This is a genomic window from Moorena sp. SIO3E8, assembly GCF_010692445.1.
GTDB classification, from domain to species: Bacteria; Cyanobacteriota; Cyanobacteriia; order Cyanobacteriales; family Coleofasciculaceae; genus Moorena; species Moorena bouillonii.
In genome coordinates, this window is sequence record NZ_JAAHHM010000231.1 from 1 (window position 1) to 6,694 (window position 6,694).

The 6,694-nt window shown below is 45.0% G+C and carries 5 protein-coding genes; 2 read left to right on the forward strand and 3 right to left on the reverse strand.

The genetic code is table 11. The features are described from left to right. Positions 1–110: 110 nt before the first annotated feature. On the reverse strand, positions 111–2,693 hold the full coding sequence (locus F6K46_RS37375; protein WP_293067869.1) for a WD40 repeat domain-containing protein: 2,583 nt from the start codon (positions 2,691–2,693) through the stop codon (positions 111–113). An 81-nt stretch (positions 2,694–2,774) separates the two neighbouring features. Further along, on the reverse strand, positions 2,775–3,239 hold the full coding sequence (locus tag F6K46_RS37380; protein WP_293067872.1) for a hypothetical protein: 465 nt from the start codon (positions 3,237–3,239) through the stop codon (positions 2,775–2,777). Between the two features lie 224 nt (positions 3,240–3,463). On the opposite strand from F6K46_RS37380, the gene F6K46_RS37385 reads away from it, so the two are divergent. Together F6K46_RS37385 and F6K46_RS37390 are read left to right on the forward strand one after the other, a co-directional pair. After that, entirely contained in the window at positions 3,464–4,990 is a 1,527-nt protein-coding gene (locus F6K46_RS37385; RefSeq protein ID WP_366510874.1) for a DUF697 domain-containing protein, read from the forward strand. Positions 4,991–5,315: 325 nt separating this feature from the next. Beyond that, the gene (locus tag F6K46_RS37390; protein ID WP_293067874.1) at positions 5,316–6,134 is read left to right on the forward strand and encodes a TlyA family RNA methyltransferase; all 819 of its coding nucleotides are present in this window, start codon (positions 5,316–5,318) and stop codon (positions 6,132–6,134) included. On the opposite strand, the gene F6K46_RS37395 is transcribed toward F6K46_RS37390, so the two are convergent. After that, positions 6,096–6,236, reverse strand: a complete 141-nt coding sequence (locus tag F6K46_RS37395) for a hypothetical protein (RefSeq protein WP_293067877.1) — start codon at positions 6,234–6,236, stop codon at positions 6,096–6,098. The genes F6K46_RS37390 and F6K46_RS37395 overlap by 39 nt on opposite strands. Positions 6,237–6,694: the final 458 nt, after the last annotated feature.

The following is a 6,694-nucleotide window of genomic DNA, read 5'->3' on the forward strand; positions in this document are numbered from 1 at the left end:
CCTGGCTCATACTGCTGCGGTTGCGCCTGTCGAGTCCTTCGGTTTTTTCTCTCAAAACACTGCTACAGGACAGCTTGGGTTAAAAAACTCTTCCCCATTCTATCGTCTTTCTATAAGAGCCGCACCCATTTAATATTGTCACCACTAGCAGAAGCAAGGTATTTACCATCTGGACTGAAGGTGACATGATAGACATCAAAGTGATGGTCAGTTAAGGTTTCCAGCAATTTCCCCTGTGCTGTCCATAATTTAATATTGTCACGACTAGCAGAAGCAAGATATTTACCATCTGGGCTGAAGGTGACATGATCGACATCATACTGATGGCCAGTTAAGGTGTTCACCAATTTGCCCTGTGCTGTCCACAATTTCACGGTATTGTCATCACTTGCAGAAGCGAGGTATTTACCATCTGGGCTGAAGGTGACATGACGGACATCATCCTGATGGCCACTCAAGGTGTGTAGCAATTTGCCCTGTGCTGTCCACAATCTCACGGTATTGTCATCACTTGCAGAAGCGAGGTATTTACCATCTGGGCTGAAGGTGACATGACGGACATCATCCTGATGGCCACTCAAGGTGTGTAGCAATTTCCCCTGTGCTGTCCACAATCTCACGGTATTGTCATCACTTGCAGAAGCGAGGTATTTACCATCTGGGCTGAAGATGACATGATCGACACCATCCTGATGGCCACTCAAGGTGTGTAGCAATTTCCCCTGTGCTGTCCACAATTTCACCGTATTGTCATTACTAGCAGAAGCGAGGTATTTACCATCTGGGCTGAAGATGACATGATCGACACCATCCTGATGGCCACTCAAGGTGTGTAGCAATTTCCCCTGTGCTGTCCACAATTTCACGGTCTTGTCACCACTAGCAGAAGCGAGGTATTTCCCATCCGGGCTGAAGGTGACGTGATAGACAGAATCCTGATGGCCAGTCAAGGTGTTCACCAATTTGCCCTGTACTGTCCACAATTTCACGGTATCGTCACGACTAGCAGAAGCGAAGTATTTCCCATCCGGGCTGAAGCTGACATGATTGACCGAACCCTGATGCCCACTCAAACGGTTAATCTCTCTTGGTTGAGAGAGAGCCTCTCGTAGCAAGTTTACACCTTGAATCAAAATATCTGTCGTTGGTTTCTTTGCTTGCTGCAATTTTCGATTTACTTCAATTACATCTAATTGAAAATCTAAGCTTTTCTCTCCTGAGACTAAGCGAGACTTTAACCCTGCAATGTCAGCTTTGAGATTTGCATTTTTTTCACCGATAAGTGCCTCATTCCTTTGCAAAACAGCAACTACTGCTAGTCCAGAAATTGCTACGAATACTATTGTTGCAAATCCTATAATGCTTTGAAACTGACGTTTTTGGTGTTTCTGACTTAAGCCAATATACTCTTGTTCAGCTTGGGATAGTTCCTCCCGACGTTCTTTCAGTTTTTCCTGTGCCTGGACTAAAGCAGCTCCCCGCAATAACAGTCCCTTATCCCTGTTCATTTCCTGCCACTGAGCCATTGTAGATCGGATTCTTTCTTGCCAAGCACGGAATTCTCGGTCTGTTTCCATCCATCCTTTCAGTTGCCCCCAGTTACGAATTAAAGCCTCATGGACTACCTCCACGGTTTCTTGTTCAGCATTTTCTGCACTGGTGACAACGGTGCGACTGGTAACCACTAACCGGGCATCAGCTAATCGTTTAACTAATTTCCAGTTGGTCTCGTTTAATTCTGCTTTGGTGGCGACTCGTCTAGTATCTTCTGTACCTTCACCGGGACGTACTAATTGGACAAATATCCGCCTTACCCGTTCTTGTTCCTCTGGTTTAAATTTACTAAACTCCCGATCAGCATATCTGGTTAAAGCACCGGAAACTTCACTGATTTCTTCATAGGCTTGGTGGGTTAATTGTTTGCTAGTGCGTTTTTTCCACAGTTCAGTTAGGGCAAATTCCAACAATGGTAAATTCCCTGGTTCTGTATCGACATCTTTGAGAATGCGTTCTACCAGTCCGCTTTCAAAACTAACCCCTACTTTTTGGGCTGGCTTTTCAATTACGTCTCTAAGTTCCTCTGGATTCATGGAACGGATTTGAACATTCACCTTGCGCCAGACATCTGCTAAGGGAGGATAGGACAACACATTCCCTAAAAAATCTGCCCGCATGGTGGTTACTAACACTGTGGATGAAGAAGATTTTTCAGGGCAATATTGAAATGTTTTTGAGATAATATCAAGAAATAGACGACGGGTTTTCTCATCCCTACAAAGGGTGTAGAGTTCTTCAAATTGGTCAGCAATTAGTAAAAGCCTCTGGTTAGGATGATTCCGGTGAATTGTGGCAAAAACATCGGATAATAGAATTTTACGATTTTGAAAATATCCCGCTAATTCACGAGCTTGCGCCATGCGTTTAGTTTCATTCTGGTTCTTCACGTATAGAGGAACCAAGGCTTGAGCTAGAGCAAGAAAAGGTTCTTCTCCAGGACGAAAATGGGTAAACTGCCAATGTCCGGCTTTTACTAATTTCGGCACTAATCCCGCTAGAACTACGGAGGATTTCCCACTACCTGATGCCCCCAATACGGGAATAAAGTTACGGGTTTGAGTCGCTTGAAATAGTTCTTCTATAAAAACATCACGCCCAAAGAAATACTCAGCTTCATTGGAACTGAAGTGGAACAAACCTTGATAAGGGCATGGTAGATTATCACTAGCTGTAGATTGATCAGAATCAAGGTCAACCTGCTCCCCAGGCGACTTCAGCTAATGTTCCGGAGGATTATTGTAGTTATGATTAATGGTTATCTGATGACCACTACCACCTTGAAACACAGGAGCTTTATTATCCTTGCTGTTATTTACTTCACCACCAGATACCTTGTTGTAATTCACCTCACCCCCAAATACTTGCCAATTTTCCCCTTCCACTTGGTTCAAATTATTGATTTCTCTTGCTAATGCTTTAATCTCCTGGGCAAATTTATCATCTTCTGCCATCGCCTCTTCTAAATATTTAGATACAACTTCTACATCAGTATCTGAACCGTCTTCAGCAGAACGTAAAGCTTTTTCAGCCTTGGGATTACCACTTAACTTATCAATAATCTTATGGCGCAGTTGCTTGGCTTTTTCTAGGGCTGCATCAGTGAACTTTTCTACTGTAGTTTCCGCAGCTTTCGTACCGATAAAAGCAAGGGTGACTATAGCTAAAGCAGACAGAGATTCCATATCTTAGTCAGAAAATATAGGCGAGATTAACTAGGAATACAAGGAACAAATACAGAAAAATTATTTGTAATCCAGATTAACTCTGAGAAAATAAATGAACATCCATGAATTGGCTTAGGTACGTTATTAGCCACTTTTTGCACTTCAGGGATCCACAAGTAACTTGATATGGTAGATACAGACCAATAATTATGGGCAAAATTCCGATAGTGGAGGATTAAATAGTGGTTAAGTTGCGGCGACCGATCTTAGTTGGGGGAATCGTTCTATCCTTTGGTTTATGGCTAGCCCAGAGTGCCTACGACTCAGTGATGGAAATCGGTGAGTATACCCTTTGGGGAGCGATCGCATTTGGGACTGGATTCTGGTTTCTGCAGCAGCGGAGGTCACAAAACCAGGAATCTTTGCCCCGATCAACCCCAGTAGACCTGGCAGCCGTGGAAAACACCATCGCATTCACCGAAACTATCATTACTCAGCTCGATCAAGAACCCGAGGCACAGGATGCCAGTGCTAGACTGCGAGAGCAAGTTGCCCAGCTCAAGACTGAGCTAGAGCGCAACGAGATCACAATAGCAGTGACTGGGGATAAGGGTGTTGGGAAAACCGCTTTGATTAACGCTCTCGAAACCCTCTATAGTAACTCTCAACCATGGCCTGACCTGTCTGTGCAGTTCCAAGAAACACCAGGCTTGTTTACGGTCAAGGATAGTGGTATCGAAGCAGAAACCACCGCTATGGACATCGCCCTGGCCTCCGATTTAGTCTTATTTGTCACCGCTGGTGATTTGACCGACAGCGAGTTACAAGCCTTGCAGCAACTGAGTGCTCCCCACCAGCGCTCCATCCTAGTACTCAATAAGCAAGACCAGTATTTATCTACACAACGGGCTACGGTTTTGCAAACCTTACGGCAGCGAGTGGTAGGACGATTAGACCCAGAAGATGTAGTAGCGATCGCATCTAACCCAGCTCCGGTGAAAGTGCGTCAACATCAGCCAGATGCTTCCGTCAAAGAGTGGTTGGAACCCCAAACCCCTGACCTGACCTTGCTCAATGACCGCTTAACTCAAATCCTGACCCAAGAACAGCAACAGCTAGTGTGGGCAAGTACCATCAGAGCCATGACCAGGGTACAAGCTCAAGCCAAGCAAGAATTGAATCACCTCAGACGCGATCGCGCTTTACCCATTATTGAACAGTATCAGTGGATTGCAGCAGCAGCCGCTTTTGCTAACCCAGTGCCAGCCCTTGATTTACTGGCAACAGCCGCCATTAGCGCCCAATTAGTCACAGAACTCGGGGACATTTATCAGCAAAAATTCTCTCTCTCTCAAGCTCAGGAAGCCGCTAAAACCCTAGGTAGTTTAATGGTAAAACTAGGCTTAGTAGAGCTTTCCACTCAAGCCATTGGCAATATGCTCAAAAGCCATGCCTTGACCTATGTCGCTGGTGGAGCAGTACAGGGCGTGAGTGCTGCTTACCTAACCCGATTAGCAGGACTAAGTTTGATTGAGTATTTCCAAGAACAGGAGCAAAGCGAAACTAGTGCTAACCCGCAACAGTTCAATCCTGAGCAACTCACCCAGAAACTCAAACAGGTATTCCAGCAAAATCAACGGGCAGCATTCATGCAAGGTTTTGTCAAGCAAGCAGTAGCCCATTTGATCCCAAAATCATCACAACCCCAGCCCTTGCTAAGTAAGCCTTCAGCCGTCAGCGGTCAGCCGTCAGCCGTCAGCTTTCCTTAACTCAGATTAAACGAATGGTTACTGTTTTTATTCAAAAGCTGTTCCCTTTGCTTGCCCATAGCCGATAAGCTGATAACTGATAGCACCTCAAGTAGCGTGCGCGTAGCGCATTAGCTGACGTAACTCAAATTAAACTAATGCTTACCTCTTTAGCTGACAGCTGATAGCTGACCGCTGACAGCTGACAGCTAACCTTGGCCTTTGGCCACGCTACGCGAACAACCTTCAAACCTTCAACCTTCTAACCTTCTAACCTTCCAACCTCCTAACCTTCAACCTCCTAACCTTCAACCTTCAACCTCCTAACCTTCAACCAAACAATCCATTGGTTAAACAACGACTCGACAAATTATTAGTAGACCTTAACCTGTGTGAATCCCGACAGCGAGCTCAGGTGCTGATTCGTGCCGGTGAAGTCATGGTAGATGGACAAATATTAGATAAGCCAGGAACTGAAATTAACACCACCGCTCAGATTCAGGTCAAAGAGAAACCCCCTTTTGTATCCAGAGGAGGCAAAAAACTTGCCAAAGCCTTAGAGGTATTTGGAATTTCAGTAAACGGACGCATTTGCCTAGATGGTGGCATTTCCACCGGTGGCTTCACCGACTGCTTGCTAAAAGCTGGAGCAAAACAGGTTTATGGTGTTGATGTGGGATATGGACAAGTAGCCTGGAGTCTGCGCAATGACCAGCGGGTGGTGTTGAAAGAACGTACCAACTTACGCTATCTTCAGCCTGCCGACTTGTACGGTGTTTCACCAGTCCCGAATCAGAGTCAAGTCTATGCTGATTTAGGGGTAGTGGATGTCTCCTTTATTTCCTTAACCAAAATTCTTCCTGCTCTGTGGCAACTGCTATCCCCTCCCCGTGAGGTAGTGTTGCTAGTCAAGCCTCAGTTTGAAGTTGGTCGTGACCGTGTCGGGAAAAAGGGAGTAGTCAGGGACCCCAATCACCGTGCGGATGCGATCGCAAACGTTCTAGAATCCGCCAAACAGCTAGGTTGGCAGTACAAAGGATTAATATCCTCCCCCATTACTGGCCCCGCCGGAAATATCGAGTACTTACTTTGGCTAGCCATGGATAGTGTATTACCCTATCCCAATTTAGCAGCAATTAGAGACATTACCAGCAACAGGGAGTAGGGAGTAGGGAGTAGGGAATCGGGAATCGGGAATCGGGAATCGGGAGTCGGGAGCAGAAATATAGCGATTTACAGATAAGTTAATGATGAAAATAGGGCACAAAAGATAAAGTCCACAAAGATAAAGTCCAGTTCTTAATTAGCAATAATAAATAAATTAGGTTTAATGCCAACTTCTCTATTCCCTATTCCCTATTCCCTGTTACCTAACAACTCATAAATATGTAATCAATAAATTTGCAAGGCGCTATAAAACCCAAAAATAATCAATTTTGCTAATTTGTAAAAAAATGTTTCAAACTTAAAAAATACCCTTGACATTTTCCAAGATATTAGTAATAATAAAGATGTCCGATATTCCCCTAGCATTTTTGGACAAAGAGCCGCGCTTCTCAGTTGCACGCTAAAGCGCGGCTCTGGTCCCCAGTCACAAGCTATGTGTGATTGGGTAAGTCAGCAGGGTTACCCCCGCTTCGTCCCCTAAGCACCGTGCGAACAAGTCTCCAAGTACACGGCGCAACTAACTCCAAAAGAACTCATTTATCACTGCCTTCTCTTTTC